This window comes from Streptomyces sp. NPDC104096 (genome assembly GCF_055584385.1).
This window is the reverse complement of record NZ_JBVJMD010000049.1, coordinates 30,283-56,937: the sequence shown is the minus strand read 5'-3', so window position 1 is coordinate 56,937 and position 26,655 is coordinate 30,283. Positions and strand designations below refer to the sequence as shown.

Here is a 26,655-nt window from a genome sequence, read left to right as displayed (position 1 = left end):
GCGGGTGGATACCTCTGCCGTCAGGACCGGCGGACGCGCGGCCGAGTGGCCGAGTGACCGAGTGGCCGAGCAGGACGTCCCCCGCGTCGGGACCAAGATCGGGGAAGCCTGGGGAGGTGCGCGACCCGCGACCTGGAGCGATGGGTGCAGGCCCACGAGAGCATCGGCGACACCACCGAGCTGTACGTGGACGCGGGCGGAGGCTACGGGGTGATGCGAGCGGTGCGGGTGGCCACCCGTGCGGCGGACGAGAGGGCGGTGTGATTCTGCCGTGCGCAGAGGGGTCCGCCGACCTCGGACGGACCCCGGGGGCGGAGACCGATTGCCTGCGCCCCCGTCGACGGGACGCGGCGAACGCGTGAGGACCCGAGCACGGCGATCGGCATCACCGTGATCACGGCGAGCGATCCGCGGAACCGGGTGTTGACCGTCACCGCTTGCGGGTACCCGGCATCCGCACTCCGACCGTGCACACGGGGGCCCCACCCGTATGTGGGAAGGCAGGCGACAGACATCATGAAGGCAGCCACTTGGCAGGGGCGGCGCGACGTCCGCGTGGAGGACGTACCCGATCCACGGATCGAGGAGCCCACCGACGCCGTCATCCGCATCACCTCCACGGGCCTGTGCGGCTCGGATCTCCATCTGTACGAGGTGCTCGCCCCGTTCATGACACCGGGCGACGTCCTCGGCCACGAACCGATGGGAATCGTCGAGGAGGTGGGCTCCGACGTACCCGACCTCTCGGTGGGCGACCGGGTCGTGGTGCCGTTCCAGATCGCCTGCGGAGCCTGCTGGATGTGTCTGCACGGCCTGCCGACCCAGTGTGAGACCACACAGGTCACCGGCGAGGGCATGGGCGCCGCGCTGTTCGGCTACACCCGTCTCTACGGCGCGGTCCCCGGTGCCCAGGCCGAGTACCTGCGCGTCCCGCAGGCACAGTACGGTCCGATCAAGGTGCCCCAGGGGCCGCCGGACGACCGCTTCGTCTACCTGTCCGACGTGCTCCCCACGGCCTGGCAGGCCGTGGAATACGCGTCCGTCCCGCCCGGTGGCACGGTGGCTGTCCTCGGCCTCGGCCCGATCGGGGACATGGCCTGCCGCATCGCCCTGGCTCGGGGCGCCGGGCGGGTCTTCGGCGTCGACCTGGTGCCCGAGCGTCTCGGCCGGGCGGGCCGCCGGGGCGTGCGCACATACGACCTCACGGTCTACGACGACGAGAAGGAACTCGTCGCCGCCATGCGCGACGCGACCGACGGACGGGGGCCGGACGCCGTCATCGATGCCGTCGGCACCGAAGCCCACGGAAGCGCCACGGCAAGGCTCACGCAGCGGGCCGCCACGCTTCTGCCCCGCAGGATCAGCGCCCCCCTCGCCGAGCACTTCAGCGTCGACCGGCTCGGTGCCCTGCACATGGCCATCGACCTGGTCCGGCGCGGCGGCACGATCTCGCTCAGTGGCGTGTACGGCGGCACGGCCGACCCCATGCCCCTGCTCACCCTCTTCGACAAACAGATCCAGCTGCGGATGGGCCAGGCGAATGTCCGCCGGTGGAGCGACCAGATCATGCCCTACCTCACGGACAAGGATCCGCTCGGTGTCGCGGACTTCGCCACGCACCGGCTGCCACTGGCCGAAGCCCCGCACGCGTACGAGATGTTCCAGCGCAAGCAGGACGGCGCCATCAAGATCCTGATGCGACCGTGACCGCGACCTGATCCCGATGACGCCGCCCACCCGCGCGAGCACGTCGTCGCAGGGCGGGGCCGCTCCCCCACGCCTTGCACCGAGGACATCCCCTCCGATGCCGAGCCTGCCTGTGGGGGACGTCAGGGGGACATCTGCCGTCGCCTCGCCCGTCCCCCGGACCTGGCAGCGTACGGCCGAATCCGCTCGTCATGGACGACCCGTGGGCGGGCCCCAGCTCTCGCTTCCACGGCCGGGGCCGTCGGCGTCCTACTTCTCGCCTCCGCCAGGCGATCCTTCGGAGCCAGGCCGGCGGCGGGGGCGGGGCTGATTCCGGATGGGCCGGGTCGGGTCATTGCCGAGCTGGGAGGGGGTGAGGCGGCCCTCGTTTCTGACCTGGGGTACCTCGTTCGGCTCACGCCGGCTCCGCTCCTCGCGGACCGGACCGGAGGGGGGCAGTGTGGGCTGTTCGGAGGGCAGGGGCGGCGCGGGTTCCCGACGGCGTACGCGGATACCCATGGACACCGCTCCCACCAGCAGGGCGGTCACCAGCACACCGCAGACGACGATGATCAGCGTCCCCGCCGCCGAGCCGGCCACGGCCAGTTGCTCAAATGTCGTGTGCATACGCACCGGATACCCACCCTCCGGCATCGAATGCGCAGGAAGCGAGCAAGGGGAAGGGACAGGGGAGGTGACCGGTGCGCGGTCGCTCCAGGCAGGACACGAGTCCGTCCCTGACGGACGGGAAGCGGGTCCCGCCGTCGCCGAAGCCCGACGCACCCGCAGTCGGTGACCGCGGCGACTGCCGTCGTTCCTGCGCTGCGTGTCCCCGCGGCGCGGGACGCCTCCGCACCGTTGCGCGAGGTCAGTGCACCTCGATCCCGATGAGGCAGGTGTCGTCGTCGGTGTCGGACGCGCTGTAGGTCAGGAGGTTGTCGAGGCGCTTTTCCAGTGAGTCCGCGGTGCGCGAAGCCACGGTGAGGAGTTGCTTCAGGGAGTCCGTGACCGCGATGTCCCGGCGTTCGAGGAGCCCGTCGGTGTACATCAGGAGGATGTCGTCGGCCTCGAGTCGTACCTCCTCCTCCGTGAACGTCGCGTCGGCCAGCGCTCCGAGGAGCAGTCCCGGGGTGAGGGGGAACGCCTGGGCTTTCGTCCCGCGGACGAGGACGGGTGGCAGGTGGCCGGCGCGGGCCCAGCACAGGGTCCTGCTCCGGGGGTCGTAGATTCCGCAGACAGCGGTGGCGGTGAGATTGCTGGTGAGGTGGAAAGCGACTCTGTTCAGCCAGGAGAGCAGCTGCGCGGGTCCGGCTCCGGTGACGGCGAGACCGCGCAGGGCATTGCGCAGGACGACCATGCCGGTGGCGGCCCGGATGCCGTGCCCGGCGACATCGCCCACGCTGAGGAGGATCTTGTTGTCGGGAAGGACCACGGAGTCGTACCAGTCCCCGCCGACGAGCGACTCCGATTCGGCCGGCCGATAGCGCACCGCGACGCGGAACCCGGGTACCTCCAGCGGGGCTGGTGCGGGCGGCATGATGGCGTGCTGGAGTTGCAGGGCGAGCTTGCTGCGCTCGGCGGATTCGGATTCGCTGTCGGCGAGCTGGTCACGGGTCGCCGCGAGGGCCACCTCGGTCCAGTGCTGTGCGGAGATGTCCTGGCAGGCACCCCGTACCGAGTAGAGGTGCCCATGGTCGTCCAGTACGGGCTCGGCCACCATCCGGATGTGGCGGGTGATGCCGTCGGGGCGCAGCAGTCGGAAGTCCACGGACGACTCGCCGAGGCGGTGCAGCAGGGTCCGCAGGAACCGGCCGATGGAGTTCACGTCGTGGGGGTGGGCATGGGCCGGCAGGTCCTCGAGGGGAACCGGCGAGGCCGTCGTCGGCAGTCCGAAGAGCGTGAACAGCTGCCCGTTCCAACTGACTTCCCCGGTGCGCATGTTCTGCTCGAAGCCGCCGACCCGGCCGAGTCTTTGGGCGTGTTGCAGGAGGCTGGCGAGCCGTGCCGTCTCGTCCTCGATCTTCCAGATGAGCAGGAGGGCCGAACCGTGACGACTGATGCTCACGTCCGCGACGGTGGTGAGGGGGACCTCGCCGACGAGGGCCGTCAGTGGCGTACGCAGTGCCTGCCAGGCTTCTCCCGTGGCGTAGACCCGCTCCAGTTTGTCGAAGAGGCCGCTGCCCTCGGCTGCTGCGGGATAGGCCTCGAGGAAGCGGGCGCCGTTGACGATCGAGCGCGGTCGGCCTGCCGGGTCGACGAAGCGGCTGTTGATGTGATGGATGCGGAAGTCGGCCAGGCGCCCGTCGTCGTCGAGGCTGGGGGTGAGGATGAGGGCGGGGTCGTAGAAGTGGTCGGCCAGGTCGGTGAGTTCGGCGACGGCTGCCGGGTGCGGAGTGTCGGGGGCGGCGGGCGTAGCGTAGGTGGCCTGTTCCTCCAGGGTGTGGGCGCACAGTTCGGCCAGGGCCTCCAACTGGCGCAGTACCTGCGGGGGCTGCGGGGGCAGCGCCTCGGGCCAGCTGATCTCCAGGACGCCGTGGATGCGTCCTCCGGTGCCCGCCGGCACCATGATGCGGCCGCTGTTGGGGTGCCGGCGTCGGCCGATGGTGGGAATGCCGACTTCGGAGAGGCTGGTGACAGCGGCGAGTTCCCGGCTGGTCAGGGCGAGCCTGGCGCACGTGGCGACCTCGGGCGGCACGTAGCGCCAGCGGGCGGCGTCCTCCTGGGTGAATCCGGCCTGGCCGACCAGAGTGAGTGAGGAGTCGGGTCCTGCCACCCAGATGGCGACGCCATGGGCGCCCAGGGGGCTGAGCGCGTTCTCCAGCAGGGCGGCGGCGACAGCTTGCGAGTCGGTGGCCGCGAGCACGCGGCTCTCGGCCGTCCGCAGCCGGACGGACGCGCCGCTGTCGGAGGCGGGCTCGGCGACGGCTGTTCGCAGGAACTGCTGTGCCACGTCGCTGACGCGGTCGCGGGCGGCCTGGTTGATGACATCGACGGCGAGGCCGAGCACGGTCCCCCCGGACTGTTCGGCCAGCTTGGCCAACTGCCGGGACGCCTCCGCGGGACCGCATCCCAGTCGGCCCATGAGAATGCCCTTGGCCATCTCGACCAGGGCCCGCCCGTCGGCGGCCGACTGGGCTTCCTGAGCCTCTCTGCGCAGTCGCTCCACGGTGGCGGCGAGCCGTCCTGCCGTGCCGGTCTCGGCACTGCGGGAGTCCGCCTCGGGGGCGGGCGGGACTTCGCGCCGGCGGGAGGCCCCGCGCGCGGCGGGCACCGTCGGCGCATCGCTGCTCGGGTGCGGCGGGGCCGCGTCTGCCGGCTGGGGTGGTACGGGTTCGTCGGCGTTCACCGTGGGTCGGCTTCCTTCGTGGGAGTGGCTCGGGCTGCGAGGTCAGGCACGGGGAGCGCCTGCGTTCTCCTGCGGCAGCAGCCACCGGCGGAGCCGGGCGATGAGGTCGTTCGCGTCGACGGGCTTGATGACGTAGTCGTCCGAACCCGAGGCCAGACTCTTCTCCCGGTCGCCGGGCATGGCCTTCGCGGTGACCGAGATGATGGGGACGCCGGCGTATTCGGGCATACGCCTGATCTCCGCGGTCGCCGCGTAGCCGTCCAGCTCCGGCATCATCACGTCCATCAGGATCAGATCGATGCCGGGGGTGCTGGTCAGGGTCTCGATGCCCTTGCGGCCGTTCTCGGCGTGGAAGACGTGCAGGCCGTGCAGTTCCAGGATTCCGCTGATCGCGTACAGGTTGCGCGGGTCGTCGTCGACCACGAGAACGGACCGGCCGGCGAGGCCGGCGTCGACGACGGCGTGCTCGGGCGCGGCGAGGTCGCCGTCGGGCCGCACGAGGGACAGGACGTCCCCGGGGCGGTCCGCCGACAGGTGCAGGGCGATGCGTTCGCGGAGTTCGTCCAGGCTGGAGAGCACTTCGAGGGGCTGGACGGTGGTGCGCTGGGCGATCTCCTCCTGCTGCACCCTGGTCATACGACGGTTGTCGTGGGCGAGGACCGGCAGCGACGCGAGCGCGGGGTCTCCCGCGAGGGCCTGGAGGAAACGCAGTGCCTCGCCGTCGGAACCCAGTTCGAGGACCACGCAGTGGAAGGTGGACTGCGCGAGGACGGCGGCCGCGTCCGCTGCGGTGAGCGCGGTCACGACCTCGGCGTGCTCGGCCGGCCCCGTGGCCGCTCGTCCCGCGGTCAGGTCGGAGGCCGCGCTCTCGGCGACGAGGCTGAGGAGGCCGTTGCTGCGTTGCTCTATCACCAGGATGCGTCGGGGACGACGGTTCTCCTCCCCCTGCACCACGTTGTCGTCAGGCCGGCCGGGAGACTTCCTGTCGGCTCCCTCCAGGGCGGGAGCGGCCGTGTCGCGCTCGGTGAAGTCCGGCCGCGAGACCGGGAGATACAGGGTGAAGGTGGACCCTTCGCCGGGCGTGCTGCGGGCGGTGACGACACCGCCGAGGAGTCGGGCGATCTCCCTGGTGATGGACAGTCCGAGGCCCGTTCCGCCGTACTTGCGGCTGGTGGTGCCGTCCGCCTGCTGGAACGCGCCGAAGATGACTTCCAGCTGCTGCTCGGCGATCCCGATGCCGGTGTCGATGACCCGGAAGGCCAGCACCGATCCGAGCCGGGCCAGTTCGGCGGGAAGCTCCGCCTCGCTCGCCGGTTCGATCCGCACCTGGACGCGGCCGTGTTCGGTGAACTTCACCGCGTTGGACAGCAGGTTGCGCAGGATCTGCTGCAGACGCGCGTCGTCGGTGAGCAGGTCCACCGGCACACCGGGCACGGTCGTGATGTCGAAGTCGAGCCCCTTTTGGCTGGTCAGGGGCCGGAATGAGGCTTCCACGTAGTTCAGGAGCCGTTGGAGAGAGACCCGCTCCAGGTTGATGTCCATCTTGCCGGCCTCCACCTTGGACAGGTCGAGGATGTCGTTGATGAGCTGGAGCAGGTCGGATCCGGCGGAGTGGATGATGCCCGCGTACTCGACCTGTTTGGGCGTGAGGTTGCGGGACGGGTTCTGGGAGAGGAGCTGGGCGAGGATGAGCAGGCTGTTCAGCGGGGTCCGCAGCTCATGGCTCATGTTGGCCAGGAACTCCGACTTGTACCTGGATGCCAGGGACAACTGCTGGGCCCGGTCCTCGAGTTCCTGTCGCGCTTGTTCGATCTCCAGGTTCTTCGTCTCGATGTCACGGTTCTGGCTGGCCAGGAGGGCGGCTTTCTCCTCCAGTTCGGCGTTGGAGCGCTGGAGCTCGTCCTGCTGGACCTGAAGCTGTGCGGAACGGGCCTGGAGCTCGCCGGTGAGGCGCTGGGACTCGCCGAGGAGTTCGTCGGTTCGGGCGTTGGCGACGATGGTGCTGACGTTGACCCCGACGGTCTCCATCAGACGGCCGAGGAAGTCGCGGTGCACAGAGGTGAAGGGGGTGAAGGAGGCGAGTTCGATGACGCCGAGGACCTGGCCCTCGACGACGATGGGCAGCACGATGAGGTTGGCGGGAGCGGCTTCGCCCAGCCCCGAGGAGATCAGATAGCCGGGCGGCACCTGGTCGGTGGTGAGGATGCGACGGCTGCGGGCCGCCTGCCCCACCAGGGTCTCGCCGTGGCGTATCCGCGCGGCGGCGGGGCTGTCGGCCGGCCGCCCGAACGAACCGATCAGGGTGAGCCACGCCTCGCCGTCCACCTCTTCGCCGAGATAGAAGGCGCCGTAGCCGGCGTCGACGAGGGGAGCCAGTTCGTCCATGACGAGTTCGGCGACGACGGCGAGGTCACGGTGTCCCTGCATCAGGCCGGAGATCTGCGCCAGGTTGGACTTGAGCCAGTCCTGTTCCTGGTTGGCGCGGGTCGTCTCGCGCAGCGAGCCGACCATCGAGTTGATGTTGTCCTTGAGTTCGGCGACCTCGCCCGAGGCGTCGACGGTGATGGAGCGGGTCAGGTCGCCCTCGGCGACCGCGCTGGCGACCTCGGCGATGGCCCGCACCTGCCGGGTCAGGTTGCCTGCGAGTTCGTTGACGTTCTCGGTCAGCCGCTTCCAGGTGCCCGAGACGCCCTCCACCTCGGCCTGACCGCCGAGCCGGCCCTCGCTGCCGACCTCGCGAGCGACGCGGGTGACTTCGGCGGCGAAGGAGGAGAGCTGGTCGACCATCGTGTTGATGGTGGTCTTCAGTTCCAGGATCTCACCGCGGGCATCCACATCGATCTTCTTCGACAGGTCGCCGTTGGCGACCGCGGTGGTGACCAGCGCGATGTTGCGGACCTGTCCGGTGAGGTTGTTCGCCATGGAGTTGACGTTGTCGGTGAGGTCCTTCCAGGTGCCCGCCACGTTGGGCACCCGGGCCTGTCCGCCCAGCCTGCCCTCGGTACCGACTTCCCGCGCTACGCGGGTGACCTCGTCCGCGAACGCCGACAGGGTGTCGACCATGGTGTTGATGACCCCGGCCAGCGCGGCGACCTCGCCCTTCGCCTCCACCGTGATCTTCTGCGACAGGTCACCGCGGGCCACCGCCGTCGCGACCTGCGCGATGGAGCGCACCTGGCCCGTCAGATTGGAGGCCATGACGTTGACGTTGTCGGTGAGGTCCTTCCAGGTGCCCGAGACGCCCCGGACCGTGGCCTGGCCGCCCAGGTTGCCTTCGGTGCCGACCTCGCGGGCGACCCGGGTCACCTCGTCGGCGAAAGCCGAGAGCTGGTCGACCATCGTGTTGATGGTCTCCTTCAGTTCGAGGATCTCTCCTCGGGCGTCCACCCGGATCTTCTGCGTCAGATCGCCCTGGGCCACGGCGGTGGTGACCTCGGCGATCGAGCGCACCTGGGCCGTCAGGTTGTCGGCCATGAAGTTGACCGAGTCGGTGAGGTCGCGCCAGGTACCGGAGACACCCTTCACGTCCGCCTGACCCCCCAGCCGCCCGTCCGTGCCCACCTCACGGGCCACACGGGTGACCTCGCCCGCGAACGCCGAAAGCTGATCGACCATCGTGTTGATGGTGTTCTTCAGCTCGAGGATCTCGCCCCGGGCATCGACGGCGATCTTCTGGGACAGGTCGCCCTTGGCGACCGCGGTGGTCACCTGGGCGATGTTGCGGACCTGGTCGGTCAGGTTGCCGGCCATGAAGTTCACCGAATCGGTGAGGTCACGCCATACGCCCGCGACGCCCGGCACCTCGGCCTGGCCTCCGAGGCGGCCCTCGCTGCCGACCTCGCGTGCCACTCGGGTGACCTCGTCGGCGAAGGAGGAGAGCTGGTCCACCATCGTGTTGACGGTGTCCTTCAGCTCGAGGATCTCACCACGGGCCGCGACGTCGATCTTCTGGGAGAGGTCGCCCCTGGCCACTGCGGTGGCCACCTGGGCGATGTCCCGGACCTGCGTGGTCAGGTTGCCGGCCATCGCGTTCACGGAGTCCGTCAGATCGGCCCAGGTACCCGACACACCGGGCACCTCGGCCTGGCCGCCCAGCGTCCCCTCGGTGCCGACCTCGCGGGCGACCCGGGTCACCTCCGAGGTGAACAGGGACAGCTGGTCCACCATCCCGTTGAAGACCGTTGCGATCTCTCCCAGGAGACCGTCGGTCTCGTTCGGCAGACGGGTACCGAAATCACCGTCACGGACGGCTGTCAGCCCGGCGAGCAGCTGCCGCAACTCCGGCTCCCCCACCGCACCTGCCGCCGTGGCACTCGCACGTGTCTGCGTCGGCTTGACCATCCAGCCCATCTCCCTTTGCCCAGGCCACGCCCCCGTTCTCCGGGCGTCCCGCCGCCAAGTGCACCATACTTGGCAACTCGGTCGTCACGTCTTCGGCGATCTGCGATCGGCTCGTGGAGCCCGCGAGGTGGAACAGGACCGGCAGCGCCACCAGTTGGCCCCCAGCCGTATTCGCCCCGGCCACCATGGCCATCGCCCGGCCGGAGGGGGCGCGGCCGTCCGCCCCGCCCTGCAGTGTGCGCGGTCCCCGGCCCCGGGCGGCCCGGAACGTGAGGCGCTGGTCAGGCGGTCGGCCCGGAGGCCGCGCGAAGTCGGTTCCTGGCCCGTCCGCCCTGAACCGGTCCGTCGGGCGGAATGACGCCGACGGCCGCGGCGACGCGGAGCCGGCACCACGTCGACGCGAGCCGGTCAGGTCAACACGCAGGCGGGCCCGGTACGCGCATTTCATGACGCACGGTCCGCTCGGCCTCGCGGGGCATGGACGGGCAACCCGGAACAGGCCGAAGATTCCGACCGCGTAGTTGGTCCTCGACGGGGTAAACGCAGTGAACTCGATCAAGTGATAACGCAGTTCCCGGTTCGACATGGGGCCGGATCCCTACACCCGAGGCGGCATCATGCGCTCACGTCGCAATCCGGTACCTCTCGACGAGCAGCACGCACAAGGGCGTTCTCCATGGTGAAGGGCCGCGCCAAAGCCCGAACGCGCCACCCCAGACACGAGCGCCGCGGTGAAGCACGGCTGCCCGGCGTGGTCGCCACACTCGTCGCCATCGCCTTGTACGTGGCCCTGCCGCAACAACTCCTGGTCGCACCTCGCTATGTGCTGCCCGCTTTGGAACTGCTCCTTCTGGTGCCGCTCATCGCGATCAATCCCAAGCGGCTGACCCGGCAGACCACGTCCTTCCGCGTCCTCTCCGTGGTTCTCGTTCTCCTCATTGCGGTCGGCAACCTTACGGCCCTGGGGATCCTCATTCACGAACTGATCCACGCCGATGTGAAGGACGGCCGCTCCTTGCTGGTCGCCGCGCTGCAGGTCTGGCTCACCAACATCATCGCGTTCGGGCTCGCCTACTGGGAACTGGACCGGGGCGGCCCCGTCGCACGCACCCAGGCCCCTCGCGTCGATCTGCCACTGGCTGATTTCCGCTTTTCGCAGGACGAGAACGACGACGCGGTGCAGGAGGTCGCCGATGGCGCGAGCGGCACCTCCGACTGGGTTCCGACCCTTCCGGACTACCTGTACATCTCCGTGACGAACTCGACGGCATTCAGCCCGACAGACACAATGCCCCTGTCGACGCGCGCGAAGCTGTTGATGAGTGTCCAGAGCGTCGCCGCTCTCCTGACATCCCTCCTGGTCATCGCTCGAGCGGTGAGCATTCTGCACTGACCGGATTCTTCGCAGTCGCTTGTCTCGGCCGCTTCACGACGGCCGATCCCCGCTTGAGTCCCGCGTTGCGGGGCGAGCGATGCCGAGGGCGGCCTCACCAGTCGGTCCGCCTGCCTGCTGAAGCCCGACGGCAGACACCGATTCCCGGAACAGCGTCCCGCGTCCGATGCGGAACATCCCGGCCGGAGAGTGAGATCGGCTCGGATGATCCCATTCAGGGTTTCGTAGCACCGCCAGTGACACCAGGCGCGATCCTCTCCCGCCGCACCTGCTCGGCGGCCGTGGCCGGGATCTCCCAGAAGCCGAGCAGAAGCGGGTGGACGTCGCCCAGTTCCTCCAGCGACCCAAGGGCTACTTCCCGTCCCGCGCGCGGGATCCACGCTGCGGCGGCGGTCACCGGCCGGCCTGCAACCTTCACCCGGCATTCGTCACCGGCGGCCGCACCTCATCCGCCCCACGCCACCGGCGCACCGCGAGGCAGCGGAAGAGCCGTGACGATCGCCTCGAGCCCGATTCGGACGCGACCGACCATTTAGTTTCAAACAATACCGTATCGAATGAGTCGATGGCTGTAACATGTGCCCATGAACGCCGATGTTCCTCACCGCTCCGCCCCGTCGCACGCAACCGACCGACCCGGCGACACCTCACCCTTCGCCCTCGGCCTGCTGCTGCGCCGGGCGCACTGGCGCGCGGCCGCGGTGATGTCGGAAGCGCTCCGTCCGTTCGGCATCGAACTGCGGCATTTCGCGGTACTGATCGCGCTGGTCAACCAGGGGGCCACGATGCAGCGTGACCTGGCAGCGGCAACAGGCACGGACAAGGCGGCCATCATGCGGGTCGTGGATGACCTGGAGCGCAAGGGACTGGCCGTACGCAAGGCCGTTCCTGGAGACCGGCGGGCGCGGGCAGTGGAGATCACGCCCGACGGTGTGGAGCTCTTCGACGCGGCCCATGTGACAGCGGAATCGCTGTCCGAGCGCCTGGTCGACGGCCTGGAGCCGGGAGAGTCCGAACAGCTGACAGTCCTGCTGACCCGGCTCGCCCATCCCACCGGCGGCGCGTCGTAGCAACGGCCACGTTCGGAGATTCGCGCAATATTGGCCATATCGGACGATCCACCCTGGGAGTCGGCGGACGGTCCGCGCAACCGCCGTGAACCGGGGCCGTTCGCGCAAGATGGCCGTTCTTTCACGGGGGAGCTCCCTGCCGTCCCGGGCCGGGCTCTCCACGTCCACCTGGACGATGCCGGGTTTCGACTCCTCGCCGCGCACGATCCCTTCGACGCCGATGCCGCCTACGGCGCCTTTGTGACATGGGGCTCCCCCGTCGCAGACCGGACCTCCGCACCCGCCTCCTCCGATGCGGGTCACTCTCCCGCCCCGCCGAAGGGAGCGCCGCGGCCGACGACAGCAAGGAATGCCGTGCGACCCCCGGGATCCGGGAGGTCGCACGACGCCCGGCGGCCGCCGACTATGCCGCGAAGCGCTCCGCGAGTTCCTTGGCCCTGCCGACCGCTTCCCCGAAGGCGCGTTCACGGGAGGCCTCGTAGAGCGAGACCAGTGCGGACAGGGCCGGGTTGCGCCGAGCCATCGTGAGTTCCGGGACTATGAAGTCGACGTCCAGGCCCATGGTGCCGCCGAGTACGGCCTCCAGATAGTTCTGTACGAATTCATAGCCTTCGCGCGGGGTGCCGGGCGTGTAGGAGCCGCCGCGGCTGGCGACGACGACGGTCGGCGTGCCCTCGGCGGAGGGCGTCTCGCCCGCCGTGCGCCCGAGCAGGAGCACGTTGTCCAGCCATGCCTTCAGGGTCGAGGGGATGGAGAAGTTGTACATCGGGGCGCCGATCAGGACAGCGTCCGCCCGCTCCAGCTCCTCCATGAGTTCCACGCGCAGGGCGAAGGCGGCCGACTGCGCCGGGGTGCGCTCCGAAGCGGCGGCATACCCGGCGGACCACGCGTCGGCGGTGATGTGGGGCACCGGGTGGGCCGCGAGGTCGCGGTAGATCACCGCGCCCTGCGGGTGCCGCTCTTCCCAGGTCGCGCGGAAGGCGTCTGCGACCGAACGGGTCGCGGATGTCTCGCCCGGAAAAACGGACGAGTCGATGTGCAGAAGTGTGGCCATGGACAGTCTCCAGACGACGGCGCCCCGGCCGAGGCCGGAGGCTGGGGTTCGCGATCGTTCACAGTCAACCAGATAGTCGCGAGTGATACTATCGTGAACGTGACCATATCGTTCGTGCCGACTATGCAGGGAGATGCTCATGGACGTCTACGAGGCCGTCATGAGCCGACGGGCGGTTCGCAGATTCACCGACCGGCCGGTACCGCGAGAGGTGCTCCTGCACGTCCTGTCCGCGGCAACCTGGGCGCCCTCGGGATCGAACCTCCAGCCCTGGAACGCCTACGTGCTCACCGGCGAACCACTGACCGAACTCAAGAAGCGCGCCCGCGCCCGCCTGGACGCGCGGGACCCGTGGGACGAACCGGAATACGAGCAGTACCCGCCCGCGCTGAAGAGCCCCTACCGTGAACGCCGCTCCGCGTTCGGCGAGCAGCGCTACGGCGCGCTGGGCATCCCACGCGAGGACCTCGAGGCACGCCAGAGGGCGGCCTCCGCGAACTGGAACTGCTTCGGCGCACCCGCCGCGCTGTTCTGCTACGTCGACCGCGGCCTGGACCGCCCCCAGTGGTCCGACGTCGGCATGTTCCTGCAGACCGTCATGCTGCTGCTGCGCGCCGAGGGGCTGCACAGTTGCACGCAGATGGCCTGGGCGAAGTTCCACAAGACCGTCAGGGAGATCCTCTCGCCCCCGGACGACCTGATCCTCTTCTGCGGCATGTCGATCGGATACGAGGATCCCGACGTGACCTACACCCGCACGGGCCGGGCCCCGCTGGAGAAGACGGTCACCTTCGTCGACACTCTCTGAAGCCGCACCACCACGAAGCCGCACCACCACCGCTTCGAGAAGGGATTCGGGAAGAGCAGTCCTGCCGCTCGGCCCCCATGACGGGGCAGCACAGGCCGCCTGCGGGAGCACCGGGCCGACGACGGACGGGGCGCACGCCGCCGCGCCATCCACGGCCGGCGAGAAGCCCACCTCCGGCATCCGCTCGATCCCGGAACGGGAGCGCGCGGCCGAACCGCTCCCGCTCCCACGCCAACCACACCCTCGGCGGGCATCGAAATGGGCCCCAAAGAAAACGAACATTCGTCTTGACCGAGATCGATCCGATGGCGCAGCATGAGCCGCACAAAAGAGAACGTTCATTCTCTGTAAGGGACGGAAAGCATGGAAACCGCGCAGGCCACTGGCTCGGCGACGAGATCGCGGCAGGTGCCGCGAGATGACGAGGTGCTCGGTGCGCCGACGACGGCCGAGGCCGCGCCGTCCGACACCGTGGGGTTCGTGCTGCAGGGCGGTGGCAGCCTGTGCGCGGCGCAGGTCGGAGCGTTGCGGGCGCTCACGCAGGCGGGAATCGTGCCGGATCTCATCGTGGGGTCGTCGGCCGGTGCGCTCAACGGTGCCTTGTTCGCCGCCGACCCGGGCATGGAGGGCATCGACCGGCTGGAAGCGCTGTGGCTGGGCATCAAGCGGCGGCATGTCGCGCCGATCTCGCTTCGGACTCTGATCAGGGCCGCGGTGGGCCGGGGCGAGGCGGCGGTCTCGAGTGCGGCGCTGCAGCAGTTGCTGCGGTTCAGGTTCAGCGTCGGGCGACTCGAGGACGCGGTCGTGCCGGTGCACGTCGTGGCGACGGACTTCGAGACCGGGGCCGCGGTCGTTCTGTCCCAGGGGGACACCGTCTCGGCGCTGCTCGCCTCGGCGGCCTTCCCGGGCCTGTACCCCCCGGTCCAGGTCGGACAGCGTCTCCTCGTCGACGGGGGCGTGTCGGCGGACACGCCCGTGCTCCAGGCCGAAGCACTGGGCGCGACCACCATCTACGTACTGCCGGCCGCCGTCACGGAAGAGCGTGAAAGTCAGGCGCACACCGCGGTGCTCGCCGCCTACCGGGCGCTGGGCCAGATCCTCGAGGAGCGGGATCGGCTCCACATGGCCGCGGTCCGCGGGTCGGTTCTGCGGCTGCCCGCCGCCACCACGCCCACGGCCAGCCTCATCGACTTCCACGACACCCCGCACATGGTCCAGGCCGGTTACTCGCTCACCCGGGACTGGCTCGCCCGCCACCTTGCGACCCGGGCCTGAAGATGTCCGACAGCACGCCCCGCCCGCCTCTCACGACGTCCGCCCCCTCGCCCCGCACCTTCTCGGGACGGGCGCGCTCCGCCTCGGCGGTAGGCGCGAGTGCCGGACACGGCTCACCGGCCGCCGTGAGCGGGACTCACGGCCGGGTTCCGCACGAGCCCACACCGACCCCTCCCCCACGGACCGGTGCCCGGATGACGAACGCACACGAAAGCGACGCCGACACACGACGTGATCCCGGCACACGCGCGGACGTCGCACCGGAGCACGCCCGGCGGCCCGACGCGTCGCGATCGGTGCCCCTGCCGCACTCACGCCGGCGTGTCGCGCTGATCGCAGCCGCCGTCGTGGCGGTTCTGGGTGCCGAGGCGGTGGCGATCGCGCCCCACGCCCACCGCGCGGCGGGTCGACTGGCCCGTACCGAGGTGCGGTGGCTCGTGCCGGCTCTTGCCTGCGAAATGGTCTCCATGATGATGTTCGCCCGCCTGCAGCGGCACGCGCTCGCTCCCGGGGGGCTGCGCGTCAGGCTCGGGTCCGCCGCCGCGACGGTGTTCGCCGGCAGCGCCGTCGGTGCCACGCTGCCCGGCGGCAGCCTGGTCGCGATCACCTACCGGACGCGCCGCATGCGTTCCTGGGGCGCCAGCGCCTCGCAGATCGGCTTCGCCCATGCGGCGACCGGCGTGCTGAGCACGATCGCACTCGCCCTGCTCGCCGGTCTCGGTCACGTCCTGGCCGGGGACAGCTCGCGCCTTGTCCCGCTCGCCGTCCAGATCGGGGCGATCTGCGCGCTCACCGGTGCCGCGCTCGCCCTGGTCCACCGCCCTGCCACACTGCGCCGTCCCGTGCGTGCCCTCTTGCGGACGATGCACCGGCTGCGCCGGGGCACTGCCGTGCAGAGGTCCGCCGACCGGCTGCTCGACGAACTGGCCGCCATGCGCCCGCCACCCCGTTTCTGGGGGCGGGGGCTCGGTCTGGCCCTGTTCAACTGGGGCGCGGACGCCGCGTGCCTGCTCGCCGCCTGCCACGCGGTCGGCGCACGCCCCGCCGTGAGCACGGTGCTGTTCGCCTACGCCGCCGCGATGGCGGCCGCGTCCGCCATGCCGCTGCTGCCTGCCGGGATCGGCACCCTCGATGCGGCCCTGGTTCTCACGCTGCACCACGGCGGCGTTCCCCTGACCGCCGCAACGGCCGCCGACCTCCTCTACCGGATGATCACCCCGGGGCTGGTCAGCATCGCCGGATGGATCCTGCTGCTTCAGCAGCGACGACGGTCGGCCCCGCCTCGGCACGGGCACGACGTCGGCCCTGGCGCGCCTGACGTGCCGACGGGCCCCGACGCGATCGCGGGGCCACACGGGGCCGCCCGGAAGACATGAGACAGGCGGGCGCCGACCCGTCGACCCATCGTGCAAGGGAACGAACGCTCACATCGACGTTCATCCGCAATGACAGCAGATCGGAATAAAATAAAATGAATATTCGTCTTATCAAGAGGGCCCTCGTGCAGCACCGATCGGCAGGGCTCCGGTCATGGCGCCGGACCGCCATCGTCGTAGTGGCGCTGCCGGTGGTGATCGCGTTGGCCGTGCTGGCGTACGCCTGGCCTGCCTCGCGCATCGCGCCGCGTGATCTGCCCGTGGGCGTCGTCGGCGCCAATCCGGCCGGCCAGCACGCGATCGAGGGCCTTGCGCAGAGCAAGCCGGGCGGATTCGACTTCCACCTCTACCCCGACGAGGCAGCGGCACGCGCCGCGATCAAGAACCGTGAGGTCTATGGCGCCTTTGTCGTCACGGCAGGCCGCGTCACCGTGCTGGAGGCCACTGCCGCGAGCGCTCCGGTGGCCCAGTTGCTCACCGCGTCCGGTCAGCAACTCTCGGCCCATGCGGGGACGTTGCCTGCGGCGGACACAACGCCGTCGGCCGGTACGTCCCACCGGCCCGCCGCCGGAAAGGGCGCCGGCACGGCAGCCGGTACGTCCCGCAGGCCCGCTTCCGGGACGAGCGTCGGCAAGGCAGCGGCCAAGGTCAGTGTCGACACGGTGGATGTCGTGCCCACCTCCGTCGATGACCCCCGGGGAGTGGTCTTCAGCTCGGCGCTGCTGCCGCTCACCATATGCAGCATTCTGACCGCCGCGCTCATCGCGCTGTCGGGCGTCCCGACACCGGGGTGGCGTCGGCTCATCGACCTGGTCGTCGGGTGCGCCGTGACGGGCTTCGCCGCCTACCTGGTCGCCCAAGGCGTCCTCGGCGCGCTGCCGGACCAGCCCGTGGCCACCTGGGCCGCCCTTTCGCTCACCCTCCTCGCCATCAGCGCCACCACCGCCGGCGTGATCACGCTCATCGGCCCTTCGGGGCTCGGGCTCAGCGCCGCGCTCATGGTCTTCCTGGGCAACCCGTTCTCCGGCATCACGTCCGCACCGGAACTGCTGCCCAAGGCAGTGGGCGACATCGGCCAGTGGCTGCCGCCGGGCGCCGGCGCCAATCTGCTGCGCAGCACCGCCTACTTCGGCGGCAACGGAGCCGAGGGCCATGTCGCGGTACTCGTGCTGTGGAGCGCGCTGGGGCTGGCGGCGGTTGTCCTGGGCCGACGCCGGACCGCGACTGTGCCGAACGGCAGCCCGGACTCTCCGGCCGTCACCGTGACAGCCGTCCCGCCCTCACCGGAAAGCCGCCCGCACGCGCACGCCCGCCACGCGGGCCTCGACTGAGTCAGCCGCTCGAGGGGCAAGCACGGCGCCTTGGACGAGCGGTTCGCGACGGACACCGGCTCGTACCCGGCGCCGCCTGCTTCAGGATGTCTCCGCATCCGGCCAGAGCGCGCGCAAGGCGTCGGGAACCGCCCCCAGTGTCCCGGAGCCGTCCATGGCCAACTGGAGGATGTAGCCGGGCAGGATGCAGAGGAACGTGGCGGCGAGCGCCTCCGCGGACACCTCACGTGTGAGGCTGCCGTTGCGCTGATGTTCCCGGATGACCTCGGTGAAGGCCAGCCCCATCCGGGTCATCAGGTCGTCGAACTGCCGGGCCAGCAAGGGGTTTCGCAGAGATTCGGACCACGCCAGCACGGCCAGCCCGGCAACGTCCTGCTCAGCGGTCTTGGTCTTGACGATGTCGAGAACGTCGGCCACGAGGGCACCGATCGAACTGCCGGGCCGGTTGCCCGCGACAGCGTCGACCATCGCGAGAACGTCACGCATGTTCTCCTCGACGATCGCCGTGATCACCTCGTTCTTGCTTGCGAAGTGCCGGTACACCGCGCCGGCCGAGAGACCCGACTCCGCGAACAGATCCTGCATGGATGTCGAATGGAACCCGTCGCGGAGGAAGCAGCGGCGCGCCGCGTCCAGGATCTGCGCACGGCGGGCATCCATGTACTCCTGCGTGACCTTCGGCATGGACCATCCCGTGTTAAAAAACGAACCCTCGTGTTAATTTAGCACGCTGAAAATTCACGGACCCGATCTTCGGCTCCCAGGCGCACGGATGCCGACCCGGACGCTGGAGTGCGGATGCCGACAGGTCAGCGGGTGTTTTCGGCGTCGCCTCTCCCTAGCGAGGACGGCTTCGGCTCCGGCCCTCGCCGCGCCCACCGCCGCCCGGACCGACATCGACCGGGCCCTCTCCCCCGGCGGACCCCAGGACCTCGTCGAGGAATGACGCGGTGGTGAGCAGTTCGTTCCTGTGGCGGTCGCAGGACACCTGAGTGATCCGTACGTCGCCTGGGATCTCAGGTGTCACCCGACACCAGCAGGTGGGCCACGTCGCCCGCGGGCAGCCCCGTCGGCAGATCCCTCTCGGTGTCTTGCAGTCGCCGGCTGCGGTCGGCGGCTGCGCTGAACCGGCGACGACAGGCCGTTGCCACGTCGGTCCCGGTGAGCCGGTCGGTCCTGCCGGCTGCCCGGCGAGGGTGGCGCAGGGCCCGTCGGTGGGTTGTTCGGCCGGCAGGGCGGTGACGGCGTGCGGTCCTTGCGGACTCCGCCGCACCGCACGGTTGAGAAATCCTCTGCCGAAAGTGGCCGGATTGCGCACGGCACTCGTCTCGAACCGGACCGGGGGCGCCGTGCTGTGGGCCACGGCCTGTCGGAGATGGCGTGAATGAGCATCGGATACGTCGCCGTCCATGACTTTTGTCGGGATGCCCTTCGTGTCGGCCATGCCGATCACGGTGATCCGGCCGACGCGGTCGGCGAATGCGGCGACGTCCTTGGCGAGTTCCCCTCGCCCTTGTCATCCGCAGCCGACAGTTCCCGCTCGCAGTACGGATCCTCGGCCCCGGCTGCTTCCGGGTTGCCGACCGGACCGGCAAGGTCAGCGTGGGTGACGGCATCCCGAGAAGTGTCGAGCAGCGCCTCCAGGCGCCGCGAGGCGGCAAGCGGCAACCAAAACGCGCCATTTCCTTCTGCGCGTTCGCCGCCCTGCACGACCCCCCTCCCACGACAAGGGCATTCTCTTTGCCGTCGGCCGTTTCCGGGCACACCGGATGAGGGAAAGCACGAAAATGACACCCCACAGCCACACAAGCCCCACATCCCGTAACCTGATAAGCATTGAAATATCAAAAACAGCACAAAAGAAGAAATAGCCGAAACGGGATACTCGCAGCAGAGTGTCCGGTATACGGAGATTAGATATATGACGACTCTTTTACCGGCTCAGCAGTGGGCCACGTTCCGGATTCCGGCCTCCGAGACCATGCCCCGAGGCCGTCTGACCGAGCAGTTCACCCACTGCCCGTCGGGCCTGGTGGTCGCCCCGCCCGGCTTCGGCAAGACCGCGCTGCTGGCGCAGGCGGCCAGGGCGCACCCGGGCCCGGTGACGTGGTATCAGGCCCGGTCCGGCGCCGACCAGCGGGAATTGCTGACCGCGCTCGGGTATCCGCCGGACACGTCGGCGGAGCTCGCCGGCGCGTCCGGCGTGATCCAGCAGTTGTCGCGGCGCCGGGACACGGGGGGCGGCGGAGCGGCCGGACGGCTGGTCGTCATTGATGACATGCACCTGCTCTCGTCGGCCGCGCAGGCGCTGGCGGTCCGGCTAGGCCAGCTGGCACCGCCACATCCGCTGGTCCTGATCGGAGCCCGGCCCGCAGCCGGGTTGCCGGTGGCCGCGATGGAGGCGTCGAGCGCGACGGTGGTGAACGCCGACGCGCTGCGTTTCCGCTCCTGGGAGGTCGAGCACCTGTTCCGTCGTCTGTACGGCACGGCTCTGCGCCCTGGAATCGCGGTGCCCCTGGTCCGGGCCACCGGCGGCCGGGCCGCGGTGCTGAGACTGTTCGGCAGGGCCGTGGCGGCCGACCCCGACACGGATCAGGAACAGATCCTGGCCGATGGGTTGTTCGGCCGCGAATACCTGGAGCGGGAGGTGCTCGCCCCGCTTCCCGGCCGTCTCAGGCGTTTCCTGACGGAGACCTCTCTGCTGAGCCGGCTCACCGCCGACGCCTGTCACGCGCTGACGGGCAGGGCCGACAGTGCCGAGATGCTGCACTCCCTGGCCCACGAGCACGGGGTCCTGCGCGCCGCCCCGGACGGACATACCTACGTCGCCGAGCCCCTGCTCCGCGCATGTCTACGCGCGCGGCTCACCCATACGCTGACCGACGTCGAACTCGCGCGGCTGCGCGGCCGGGCCGGGGCCGGCGCCGGCGGTCCACAGGACCCGCCGTCTTCGGCAGTGCGCCGCCACCTCGGGACCGCCGACTGGGCCGGACCGCTGCGCGCCGTCGTCGCAGGCAACCCGGACGTGTTCCCCGGCCGCTCGGACGGGCACGTCACCGGGGCCGGGGCCGGCGGTTCCGCCGCCCTCCTCGTCCAGGGCGTCGCCGCCGCCCTGTCCGGTGACGGGACGGCCGGTGACACCGTGCGCCGGGCCTTGGCGGAGGCGACGGAAGACGCCCTGGTCGTACTGTCCGGGCAGTTGGTACGGGTGGCGCTGACCGTGCTGGCCGCAGGCCCGGCCGGGCCGGTCCCCTACCCGGAGCTCCAGCGGATCGCGTACGACGCCGAACGGCTGGACCTGCTGTGGCTGAGCCGTGCCGCGCGGTGCCTGCTGGGTCTGGGGCCTCACCCCGAGGACGCCGGGCAGGCGGTCGTCGTGCTGGAGGAGTGCACCCGCCTGGGCGACACCGAAGGGGCGGCGCTCGCCGCATCCGCCGTGTGCCTGCGCTCGGTGTGGAGAGGGCGCCCCGGCATCGGCGAGTTGGAGGAGGCCGTACGGCGATTCCGGGCCCTGGGCTGGGGCACGCTGGAGGCGTGGGGCCGGGCCGCCCTCGCCGTCGTGGAGGCCGCGCGCGACCTCCCGGACGCGGAACAGCGCGCCGCCCAGGCGGAGGCGTTCGCCCGGTCGGCGGGTGTACCCGGCGCACGTGCGCTGGCCATCGGCGCGATGGCCCTGGCGACGCCCGACGCGGCGAACCGGGCCGAGTTGCAGGAGGCCGCCTGGTCGACGGCCCGGTCCGCGCGCCTGCCGGTGTCCGGGCTGCGCTCCTGGCTCACCGCCCTCGCGTCCCCGGCCGGGCCGGCCGGGGACGGTGCGGCGGCGACCGGAGGAACCAGAGGCGGCGGGCAGCACACGGCGGTGTCCCCGCGCGCCCATGAAGCGCCGTCGGTGCCGGGACTGACGGTGCGTTGCCTCGGCGGCTTCGAGTTCACCCTGGCCGGGCGCGCGCCCGACTGGGCCAAGCTGCGCCCCAGGGCTCAGGCGGTACTGCGGCTCCTCGCCGTGCGCGCCGGGCAGTCGGTCCACCGTGACCATCTGCTGCTCGCGTTCTGGGACGGAGCGGCGACCCCGTCCACCCTGCACAACCTCCAGGTGACGATCTCCAGCCTGCGTTCCTTCCTGGAACCGGAACGCCCCTGGGGCGGTTCGCGGCTCATCGCGCGGCAGGGCGACTCCTACCGGCTGGTGCTGGCGCCCGGTGACGTGAGCGATGTCGCGGCGTTCGAGCGTGCGGTGCGCGACGGGCGAAGATCCCGGGCGCAGCAGCGCCCGGAGGAGGCGGCCGAGGCGTTCCGCACCGCTCTGGAGCACTACGGGGGTGAGCTGCTGCCGGGGGACGGACAGGCCGAGTGGGTGGTCGCGGACCGGGAACGACTGCGCCGGGAGGCGGCCAACGCGGCCGTGGCTCTGGCCGAGATACGTCTCGACCAGAGCCGGCCCCTGGAGGCGGCGGAGGCGGCCGAGAGCTGCCTGGAGATCGACGGGCACCGTGACGCGGCGTGGCGGGTGCTGATCCGGGCGTGCGACGCCGCGGGGCTGGCGGCCGACAGCGCGCGGGCCCGTCGTGGCTACTCGGCGATGCTGGCCTCCTTGGGGATCCCGCCGTCCGGCGTGCTCTCCCACCCGGTGTAGCGGCGGGCGCAGGGGCGCGCGACCGTCGGCCCCCTGCTTCGCCGCGCGTCGCGGACCGGACACCGTCACGAGGGGGACGCCCTGACACCGGGCGTCCCGGACCGACGTCATCCTCATCCTCGTAGGCCGAAGAACTCGACCTCCAGGATCGCCGTGTGCCGGTTCTTCGCCTCGGCCCCGTAGGCGGACCGGACGACGAACCGCACCGAGGTGACGTTCTTCCCTTCGAGGTCCAGCGTCTGCGGCCCCGGCTTGTCCTCCAGCTTGAGCTGCTTCTTCTCGACCTTGCCGCCCTCTTCGCCCAGCTCGACGTCGAGGACGGACGGCCTGGCCTGTTTGAGGAACTCGTCCTTGTTGACCGACACCCCGGTGTGGACGATGAGCTGCTTGAGGGTGAAGGACTGTTCGAAACGTGCCTCCAGTTCCTCCCCCGTACCCGCTCCGGCCGACGCGGGCGCCCAGTAGGTGTTGCTCGCCCCGTCGAAGGCCAGGTTCGGCCCGTGGTTCTTGAGGTGGCTGGACGCCTGCGCCGACTTCGGGTTGACGGGGGTGGGTTCGGCCGTCTTGTTGCGGAGGCTGTCGATGAGGCTGCTCAGGTGGGGCCGGGCGAGGTAGCCACCGCCGAGCAGGAGGGCCAGGGTGATCGGGATCGCCAGGCTCGGCCGTCGCCATGCCCGGACCGGGGGGCGCTGCCCGGCCGTGAGCGGGCGCGGCGGGCGGCGCCGGAACCGCCGCAGCAGGCGCGCCCACCACGAGAGCCGCTCCTCCTGCACCACGGCCGCGTCGAGAACGGCGCCGCAGCGAAGACACAGGGTGCGGGTACGCGGGTTGGCCTGGGCGCAGGCCGGACAGATCAGGTCGTGGGCGGGGGGCGCGGGTGCGGTGGTGTCCTGTGTGCTCGGCGGCGCGGGCAGGTCGTCCGGGTCCGCAGGCCGCTCTCCGGGCCGCCGTACGGTGCCGGAGCCCCCGCGTTCCCCCGGCGTTGCGGGCCGGACCGGTCCGGCTGGGACGGACGGGACCGCCGGGCTCGGGACAGTCTGCTCCGGTGCGGAACCGGGCGGCGGTGTCCGGGGCCGCGGGGGTGCGGATGCCGAGGTCTCGGGCCGGGGTGGGGCGGGATCGGTCCGGGTGGCCGTCGGCTCCGGGGCGGGATGGACGGCCGCCGCTGTCCGGACGGACGGCACGGAACCGTTCGCGTCCGGTGTCCCGGGGCCCGGTACCACCGGAGCGGGCCCGGCCGGGCCGGCGACCGCGGGCTCCGTGACGGCCGCGCGGGGCGCCGTCGCCGGACCCTGGCCGCCCTCGGCGGGGCCGGCGCCGCTCTGCTCCCATTCGAGGAACGCGTTGCAGGAGGCGCAGAACGCCGCGCCCGGGGCGTTGTGGTGGCCGCAGTCCGGGCAGGCCGGTCCGGCGGGGCCGCTCATGACGCCTCCTTGAGGGGCAGCAGTTCCGTGTCGTACCCGACGTGCGCCGGCACCTCACCGGCCACCAGCCGTCGCAGCCGTTCCGCGCCCGCGGCGTCCGGGTCGGCCACCCGCACCCGTACGGTGACCCGGGGCGCGGCACCGGCCGCCCCGGGCAGGGGGCTGTGGGCCGTCTCGGACCATGACGTGCCGCCGGTCTCCTCGATCTCCGCGTCCGCGCCGAACTCCTGTCGTACGGCTTCGGCGAGTCCGCCGCTCGTTCCGCGTCTGCGGTGGCGTTCCATGGCTCCGAGGACCGCGGCCCGGCGCTGTGCGGCCGGTTGACCGGGGGCCGGGTCGGCGGCGACCCACTGCCCCGTCCACTCCAGGAAGTCCTCCGGGGCGGTCCGGGGGTCGAGGTGGGCGGGGAGGTTGTCGACGGTCAGCAGCACCGGCGCGAGCACGTCGTCCAGCGCGCCGAGGAACCGCTGGATGAAGTCCTCTCCCAGGTACACGGCGGGAAGCTGGTAGATGAGTGGATGGGGCGTGGGCAGTCCCTCGACTGTTCCGCGCATTCAGGCCTCCCGCATTCGGAGTTGGTGCTCGTAGGAGAAGACGAGGGCGTGCGGGTCGAGCACGATCCTGGCGACCGGCTCGGCGCGCTGCCCGGTCACCGGGTCGGCCGGGAAGAGCCTGACGTCCTCGACGAGGTCGACGCCCGGCACCCGTTGGAGGACGGCGTAGACCTCACCGGCGTGGATCGGCCGCCCGAAGGGCCAGCCCTGCCCGCTCGGGCCTCCGGTGACCGGGTTGAAGTAGCCGTACAGGGCGGCCAGTGCCGCGGTGCGGACCGGGTCGGTGGCCGCGCCGCGGGCCGCCAGTACGGACGCCACGACGGTGACACCCTGGTAGTAGGGCGGCTCGACCACCAGTCGGGTGCCGATGGGACGGCGCTGGTCCAGGTAGTCGGCGAGGCTGCGCAGCGTCTCCCGGGGCGGCACCAGGTCGTCGAAGCGCAGCCGCCCCTGTGCGTCGCCCTGCACGGTCGGCACCAGCAGCAGCCGTACGCCGCCCTCCTCGCCCTCTCCGGCGGGTACGCAGGCGACCCGCGCCGCGTCCGGGGCGACCTCGCGGGCCAGCACCTCGTAGTCGCGCGGGACGACCGCCCGGTACAGGGTGCTCAGTGTCATGGGGCCGCGGACCTTGGCGCTCTCCACGCTCTCCCCGTCGACCCCGCCGACGGCGGCGCGCCGGTTCTCGGCCCGTGCGACGAACGGCAGCGAGGTGCGCAGCATCCGCAGCGTCCCCCTGGCCACGTTGCCCTGGCTGCCGCCGCCGGTCCGGTAGGAGCGGATCCGCACCGGGGCGCCCTTGGCGGGTACGGCGCCGTAGTGGCGGATCGTCCCGTCGGGCTCCCGGACGGCCGGGCCGAAGTCGATCCGGCCGGAGTTCGGGTCCAGTGTCAGGTGCCGGTCGCCGGGGCCCGAGTGGGAGAAGTCGTCGACGCGCTGCCACTGCGACCAGTCCGAGCCGTCCGCCACCTCCACGACGAACGGTTCGTCGCCGGGGACGACGGGCGGCCGGGCGACGTGGAAGGACTGGCCGGGCACGCCCTCGGACAGGCCCAGGACCTCGTCCGTCACGGTCTCGGCGTGCACGGCCTCGACCGTGGCGCCGATGGTGAAGGCCTCGGCCTCGCGGATGGTCGGCGACTGCAGGTAGGTGGGCTGGTCCGGCTCGGCGGCGATCAGCCGGCAGCGCAGCCAGCCCGCGGATCCGCGGGCGATCGTGGATTCCGCGTGGTCGGCCGGCAGGTGCAGGACCACCTGGCCGGGGCGGTTGAAGCCGCCGGTGGTGTCCTCCTCGACATCACAGCGTGCCCACGCCGTGCCGTCCCACGCCTCCCAGCGCAGCGGCGGGCGCCGCGGGTCGACGCCGACGCCGTCGACCCGGCAGTCCAGACGCAGCACGACGACCCCGGTCGGGACGGGGTTGGTCAGGCCGACGTACAGGGCGTCGCCGGGAGCGGGCCGGGTGTCGAAGCAGGGCACGTCGCGGCCGAGGGCGAGCTCCTGGGTGCGGTCGGCGGCCTCGCCCCCGCCGGGGCAGGTCGCCAGCCGGGCCAGCCCGCACGGCACGACGGACAGGTCGCGGACGGTGGTGAACACCACCGCCTCCTCGGTCTCGGTGCGCACGGTGGCCACCTCGGTGCCGGCCTTGACCCGGACGGTCTCGGGCTGTGGCGCGGACAGCCAGAACGTGACGTCCGTACGGGCCGCGGTGGGCGGGTGCAGCCGGACGCCGATCAGGTCGAGGAAGGCCAGGTAGTTCTTCTCCGGCACCCGGTTGAGGCGGTAGAGGAGCTGGTCGACCATGGTGGCGAAGGCCTCGATCAGGGTCACGCCCGGATCGGAGACGTTGTGGTCGGACCACTCGGGGCACCGTTGCTGGACGAACCTCTTGGCGTCGTCGACGAGACCCTGGAAGCGCCGGTCGTCGAGATTGGGGCTGGGCAGCGTCACCGACCCGTACCTTCCTCGTGCGCGGGAATCACATAGAACGGGAACACGAGGTTGCGGGGGTCGTTCGTGCCCCGCACGGTGTAGCTGATGTCGATGTACAGCACGCCGTCCTCCACCGCGTCGAACCGGACGTCGATGCCCACGACCTCGATCCGCGGCTCCCAGCGGTCCAGGGCGAGCCGGATCTCGTAGGCGATCTGGCCCGCGGTGCCGGCGTCGGCGGGGGCGAACACGTAGTCGTGGATGGCGCAGCCGAACTCCGGCCGCATGGGGCGCTCCCCCGGAGAGGTGGCGAGCACCAGCCGGATCGATTCCTCGATCTCCCGTTCGCCGCGCACCAGGGCGATGCTTCCGGTGGCGTCGGTGCGCGGCGGGAACGCCCAGCCCGCGCCGACGAACTGCTGTCCCATCAGCCGC

Annotated in this window: 18 protein-coding genes; 8 read left to right on the top strand and 10 right to left on the bottom strand. The window is 71.0% G+C overall.

Translation table 11 applies throughout. From position 1 onward, the window contains the following. Positions 1-516: 516 nt before the first annotated feature. On the top strand, positions 517-1,707 hold the full coding sequence (locus ACZ60B_RS33850) for a zinc-dependent alcohol dehydrogenase (RefSeq protein WP_469393890.1): 1,191 nt from the start codon (positions 517-519) through the stop codon (positions 1,705-1,707). Positions 1,708-1,956: 249 nt separating this feature from the next. Here the strand turns inward: ACZ60B_RS33850 and ACZ60B_RS33845 are convergent, their stop codons facing one another. The 3 genes from ACZ60B_RS33845 to ACZ60B_RS33835 form a co-directional block, all read right to left on the bottom strand. Beyond that, a complete protein-coding gene (locus ACZ60B_RS33845; RefSeq protein WP_469393888.1) occupies positions 1,957-2,313 on the bottom strand; it encodes a DUF6479 family protein in 357 nt (118 codons plus the stop codon). A 241-nt stretch (positions 2,314-2,554) separates the two neighbouring features. Next, complete coding sequence (locus ACZ60B_RS33840; protein WP_469393886.1) at positions 2,555-5,032, bottom strand: SpoIIE family protein phosphatase; 2,478 nt, start codon at positions 5,030-5,032, stop codon at positions 2,555-2,557. Positions 5,033-5,074: 42 nt separating this feature from the next. Next, positions 5,075-9,373, bottom strand: coding sequence for a HAMP domain-containing protein (locus ACZ60B_RS33835; protein ID WP_469393884.1), 4,299 nt, complete (start codon positions 9,371-9,373; stop codon positions 5,075-5,077). 676 nt (positions 9,374-10,049) lie between these two features. On the opposite strand from ACZ60B_RS33835, the gene ACZ60B_RS33830 reads away from it, so the two are divergent. Next, positions 10,050-10,766 carry a hypothetical protein gene (locus tag ACZ60B_RS33830; protein ID WP_469393882.1) on the top strand — a complete coding sequence of 239 codons (717 nt, stop codon included), beginning with the start codon at positions 10,050-10,052 and terminating at the stop codon, positions 10,764-10,766. Positions 10,767-11,350: 584 nt separating this feature from the next. Continuing rightward, positions 11,351-11,836, top strand: coding sequence for a MarR family winged helix-turn-helix transcriptional regulator (locus ACZ60B_RS33825; protein WP_469393880.1), 486 nt, complete (start codon positions 11,351-11,353; stop codon positions 11,834-11,836). Positions 11,837-12,239: 403 nt separating this feature from the next. On the opposite strand, the gene ACZ60B_RS33820 is transcribed toward ACZ60B_RS33825, so the two are convergent. Then, a complete protein-coding gene (locus tag ACZ60B_RS33820; RefSeq protein ID WP_469393878.1) occupies positions 12,240-12,890 on the bottom strand; it encodes an FMN-dependent NADH-azoreductase in 651 nt (216 codons plus the stop codon). A 139-nt stretch (positions 12,891-13,029) separates the two neighbouring features. Between ACZ60B_RS33820 and ACZ60B_RS33815 the strand changes: the two genes are divergently transcribed. The 4 genes from ACZ60B_RS33815 to ACZ60B_RS33800 all read left to right on the top strand — a co-directional run bounded on the left by ACZ60B_RS33815 (position 13,030) and on the right by ACZ60B_RS33800 (position 17,680). Beyond that, positions 13,030-13,698 (top strand): nitroreductase, encoded by a 669-nt coding sequence (locus ACZ60B_RS33815; protein ID WP_469393875.1) that lies wholly within the window; start codon positions 13,030-13,032, stop codon positions 13,696-13,698. Positions 13,699-14,106: 408 nt separating this feature from the next. Next, entirely contained in the window at positions 14,107-14,973 is an 867-nt protein-coding gene (locus ACZ60B_RS33810; protein ID WP_469393873.1) for a patatin-like phospholipase family protein, read from the top strand. Between the two features lie 347 nt (positions 14,974-15,320). Then, a complete protein-coding gene (locus ACZ60B_RS33805; protein WP_469393871.1) occupies positions 15,321-16,349 on the top strand; it encodes a lysylphosphatidylglycerol synthase transmembrane domain-containing protein in 1,029 nt (342 codons plus the stop codon). A gap of 95 nt (positions 16,350-16,444) precedes the next feature. After that, complete coding sequence (locus ACZ60B_RS33800; protein WP_469393869.1) at positions 16,445-17,680, top strand: ABC transporter permease; 1,236 nt, start codon at positions 16,445-16,447, stop codon at positions 17,678-17,680. 81 nt (positions 17,681-17,761) lie between these two features. Here ACZ60B_RS33800 and ACZ60B_RS33795 read toward each other — a convergent pair whose 3' ends face one another. Both ACZ60B_RS33795 and ACZ60B_RS33790 read right to left on the bottom strand, forming a co-directional pair. Then, entirely contained in the window at positions 17,762-18,364 is a 603-nt protein-coding gene (locus ACZ60B_RS33795) for a TetR/AcrR family transcriptional regulator (protein ID WP_469393867.1), read from the bottom strand. A 765-nt stretch (positions 18,365-19,129) separates the two neighbouring features. Beyond that, positions 19,130-19,390, bottom strand: a complete 261-nt coding sequence (locus tag ACZ60B_RS33790; protein ID WP_469393865.1) for a hypothetical protein — start codon at positions 19,388-19,390, stop codon at positions 19,130-19,132. 211 nt (positions 19,391-19,601) lie between these two features. On the opposite strand from ACZ60B_RS33790, the gene ACZ60B_RS33785 reads away from it, so the two are divergent. After that, positions 19,602-22,313, top strand: coding sequence for an AfsR/SARP family transcriptional regulator (locus ACZ60B_RS33785; protein WP_469393863.1), 2,712 nt, complete (start codon positions 19,602-19,604; stop codon positions 22,311-22,313). A 113-nt stretch (positions 22,314-22,426) separates the two neighbouring features. Here the strand turns inward: ACZ60B_RS33785 and ACZ60B_RS33780 are convergent, their stop codons facing one another. From ACZ60B_RS33780 to ACZ60B_RS33765, 4 genes are read right to left on the bottom strand one after another with little or no spacing between them, the layout of a single operon-like run. Beyond that, positions 22,427-23,737: an NADase-type glycan-binding domain-containing protein gene (locus ACZ60B_RS33780; protein ID WP_469393861.1), complete on the bottom strand. Its 1,311-nt coding sequence runs from the start codon at positions 23,735-23,737 to the stop codon at positions 22,427-22,429. Beyond that, the gene (locus ACZ60B_RS33775) at positions 23,734-24,291 is read right to left on the bottom strand and encodes a phage tail protein (protein WP_469393859.1); all 558 of its coding nucleotides are present in this window, start codon (positions 24,289-24,291) and stop codon (positions 23,734-23,736) included. The genes ACZ60B_RS33780 and ACZ60B_RS33775 overlap by 4 nt, the downstream gene beginning before the upstream one ends. Further along, positions 24,292-26,238, bottom strand: coding sequence for a putative baseplate assembly protein (locus ACZ60B_RS33770; RefSeq protein WP_469393857.1), 1,947 nt, complete (start codon positions 26,236-26,238; stop codon positions 24,292-24,294). It abuts the gene before it with no gap. After that, complete coding sequence (locus tag ACZ60B_RS33765) at positions 26,235-26,648, bottom strand: GPW/gp25 family protein (protein ID WP_152888590.1); 414 nt, start codon at positions 26,646-26,648, stop codon at positions 26,235-26,237. Before ACZ60B_RS33765 ends, ACZ60B_RS33770 begins: the two co-directional genes overlap by 4 nt. Positions 26,649-26,655: the final 7 nt, after the last annotated feature.